Here is a 3,996-nt window from a genome sequence, read left to right on the forward strand (position 1 = left end):
GTATCTCCTGCTTTTTGAAATCCATCTTGGCTTTTACTGAAAACATCAAATTCAGACATATAAAAAAATGGAAAACTTGAAATCCAATCATATCTGTGACCTTGATTTCCTGCCATAATAAAACTTGCTCCACTTCCAATAGAGCAATAAGAACCAATAATTAATTTATCAACATCATCTCTGTCAGGAAATAAATAACGAGCACAATCGTCAAAGGAATGTCCATGATAATAACCAGAATAATAAGAATATTTTCCAGCAATAATATTAGGATTTGTAATATGATCTTGAATAATTTTGCCTTTGAAAGGACTTTCGAAGAAATTTTTCATAATAACGTAAATTTAATTTTTAGACAACAAAAAAAATGAACAAGGAAAGCCCTGTCCCTATAAATGATTAAAACTTTTATGCGCTAATGTGTTAACTTCATAAGAACAAATATATAGAAAATAAAAACTACGCACAATAACTAAGCTTTCGTCTTGCCCGCAGGGCATGAGATGAAAGCCCGTTGAACGGAACCGTAGGGAGCTTAATACGTATTATGGAGTTTTTGAAATGCAGTTTTAAAATATACCAGCAGTAATTTTACGATTACTGCTTTTTTTTTGTGTTTAAAATTGTCCACTTTGTGCTGATCATTTACATCTTAATTATTAAAAATCTTTTAGCAAGATTTTAAAAGAATACTTATATTTGGTATAAACACAATACGATATAAAAAACATAAACATTCGCATATCTTGGTATATGGGTATGAAATAGAGTAGAATGTTTCGTGTATATATAAGTTATGTGAAAGAATAAAACGGCACCTCCAAAAAGAAAGTGCCGTTTCGAAATTAAATTTATAAATTCTCAATCCACTACTTCTGAAACAGTTGATTTTTCTATTAGAAAAATTCCGTCAAAAGCTTCTTCTATTTCAGTTTTTAGGCACATCGAATCAAATCGAATCTTATTACAATTTTTTAATTCCGTACTTCTGTTCATTAGTAAACAGCATTCTTTTCCTCCAAATTCTTGCATAATAAATTCAACAGAATCCGACTCTGGAAAATCAAGTGGAAATTTATCAACCCTAAAGCCAAATTGATAATCATTATCAGGATACAATGCCGCAGTTTCTCCACGTAGATTAGTTATTGCAAATGCTTTATATTTTTCTCCAAAAGTCATCGAAAGTCTTTGCCCCATTGGATAACAACTAATAAATCCATCAAAATCTACCGGAGTTTTTTGAATGTGAGCATTGTGGGCAACCAAAATAATCTTTTTACCAAGTGAATTTTTCAAAAACCAATCAATGCTTTCTGCCATATACTGGTCTTTTGCTCCCATATCTCCTTCAATTCCCCTTTCAGTAATGAAACTTTCCATAGCATCAGCATTATAATTCATATAAATCAAGCCTTTAACTTGATGAACTATCGATTGAAATTCTAAACTTTCTAATTTTGGTTGAAGAGTAATCAAACGAATGTAAACTTTTAATAGCAATGCTTTTAATTCATTATGTTCAGCTTCATCAAAAAGCGATAAATTTAACGCAAGCTGAGAAGTCGAATAGAAATCAAATTTCTCAGCAAGATTTAAAATCTTCTGTAAGACATCAGAAGAAACGATTGAAAGTCTTTGCAAATAATCAGATACAATACGAAAGTTTGGAAAATAAGAACCTCCATTTTTAGGAATATCCACACCTAAAAAGGTAATTTGATTATTATTGTCTTGATTATACCGACGAAGCCATAGCAAAGTATCTTTAAACTCATTTGGATAATAAAAGTGTGACAGTAACTTATCCAAATCGTCGAATGGAATTTGTGATTTTATCCACTTATCAACTTCTAATCCTTCAGAAAAACCAAACTCAAATGCCAAGGTGTCAAAATCACATTCAGTTACTAAAAACTCAATAACTTGATGCCTGAATGTAAAAAACTCTTTTATGAAATGTGAGTTTTCGCCTAAACCAACAATTGTAGAAGAATCAAAATATTCTCGAAATCGAAAAAGACTTTGTTTTATGGATGTATTATTTTCCGAATTAAACGGAAAAGTTAAGGGTTTTATATTTTTCATTATTACCTTATTTTAAATTAAAAATTAACGTACCAAATAGCAACCGTCTCAAAAAGACGATTTAATAATTTACTTTAATTTTTAATTACCAAGGCTTGCTGAAATACATAAAATGTGAATTATTTGAATACAAAGATACTAAAAATTCCTTCACATAACATCGCATTGGCAAAATGGCGGGTTAAGTTCAAAATTCAACTTTTGTGCTTTTTATTCCGCCGAATGTGTCCCACATTCAGCTTTTTTTAATAATTTAGCTTCTGTGGAAACACATCGGCTACGTCACTGCTAAATTGAACTTTTCGTCCAATTTATCCGCCACTTCGCCAATGCGTTTCCCGTTATGTGCCATTTTTGAATGACAATGCGAATAGATACAGACAAACAAATGAATTTACTTAGTGATAAGAACGTTGCAATAATTGGTGGTGGACCCGTTGGACTGACTATGGCAAAATTATTACAGCAAAACGGCATAGACGTTTCAGTTTACGAAAGAGACAACGACCGAGAGGCAAGAATTTTTGGTGGAACCCTTGACCTACACAAAGGTTCAGGTCAGGAAGCAATGAAAAAAGCGGGATTGTTACAAACTTATTATGACTTAGCCTTACCAATGGGTGTAAATATTGCTGATGAAAAAGGCAATATTTTATCCACAAAAAATGTAAAGCCCGAAAATCGATTTGACAATCCTGAAATAAACAGAAATGACTTAAGGGCTATCTTGTTGAATAGTTTAGAAAACGACACGGTTATTTGGGATAGAAAACTTGTTATGCTTGAACCTGGTAAGAAGAAGTGGACACTAACTTTTGAGAATAAACCGAGTGAAACAGCAGATTTGGTTATTCTTGCCAATGGCGGGATGTCCAAGGTAAGAAAATTTGTTACCGACACGGAAGTTGAAGAAACAGGTACTTTCAATATACAAGCCGATATTCATCAACCAGAGATAAACTGTCCTGGATTTTTTCAGCTATGCAATGGAAACCGGCTAATGGCATCTCACCAAGGTAATTTATTATTTGCTAACCCCAATAATAATGGTGCATTGCATTTTGGAATAAGTTTTAAAACACCTGATGAATGGAAAAACCAAACGCAGGTAGATTTTCAAAACAGAAATAGTGTCGTTGATTTTCTTCTGAAAGAATTTTCCGATTGGGACGAACGCTACAAAGAATTGATTCATACGACGTTGTCATTTGTAGGATTGGCTACACGGATATTTCCTTTAGAAAAGCCTTGGAAAAGCAAGCGCCCATTACCCATAACAATGATTGGGGATGCCGCACATTTGATGCCGCCTTTTGCAGGGCAGGGAGTAAATAGTGGGTTGGTGGATGCCTTGATATTGTCTGATAATCTAGCCGATGGAAAATTTAATAGCATTGAAGAGGCTGTTAAAAATTATGAACAGCAAATGTTTATCTATGGCAAAGAAGCACAAGAAGAATCAACTCAAAACGAAATTGAAATGTTTAAACCCGACTTTACGTTTCAGCAATTGTTAAATGTATAAAATGGAATAAAACGGCACATAACAAACAAATTGGCAATAGAGCCGGTGAAGTACTTCTATTGAACTTTTGTGCAATGTTGAAGATTAGTAATTCTATTCAACATTTGTGCTAAAAGTCGGCTCCATCGCCAATTTGCCAAACGTTGTTAGCAATCCGCTGCGCTCCTTGCTAACAATGGCTCGGCGACTTACGTCGCTTGCCGTAAGCCGCCGCTTCGCGGACTGCTTACAACAAGCGACTTGGCTAAATAGCTCCGCTTTTGTATCTTCGATACAGCTTCGCTACTTCGCCAATTCGCCGAGCCATTATGTGTAATTTTAGCCGCAAACGCAGTTAAAACAAAAAGGCTCCGAATTTCGGAACCTTCTTTTTATCATTTCAT

Annotated in this window: 3 protein-coding genes; 1 reads left to right on the plus strand and 2 read right to left on the minus strand. The window is 34.0% G+C overall.

The window, feature by feature from the left end:
* Window positions 1–332: LbetaH domain-containing protein (locus HXZ69_RS15095; RefSeq protein WP_502875758.1), on the minus strand; the 332-nt coding region annotated here is incomplete at its 3' end.
* 529 nt (window positions 333–861) lie between these two features.
* Complete coding sequence (gene ere(D), locus HXZ69_RS15100; protein ID WP_095073170.1) at window positions 862–2,088, minus strand: EreD family erythromycin esterase; 1,227 nt, start codon at window positions 2,086–2,088, stop codon at window positions 862–864.
* Between the two features lie 358 nt (window positions 2,089–2,446).
* On the opposite strand from ere(D), the gene HXZ69_RS15105 reads away from it, so the two are divergent.
* Window positions 2,447–3,613 carry a tetracycline-inactivating monooxygenase Tet(X2) gene (locus HXZ69_RS15105; protein WP_008651082.1) on the plus strand — a complete coding sequence of 389 codons (1,167 nt, stop codon included), beginning with the start codon at window positions 2,447–2,449 and terminating at the stop codon, window positions 3,611–3,613.
* Window positions 3,614–3,996: the final 383 nt, after the last annotated feature.

This window comes from Empedobacter sp. R132-2 (genome assembly GCF_030324375.1).
Lineage (GTDB): Bacteria > Bacteroidota > Bacteroidia > Flavobacteriales > Weeksellaceae > Empedobacter > Empedobacter falsenii_B.

Excerpts from the sequence above, each read along its gene's own strand:
- HXZ69_RS15105 (WP_008651082.1), top strand. The coding sequence starts at position 2,447 with ATGACAATGCGAATAGATACAGACAAACAAATGAATTTACTTAGTGAT.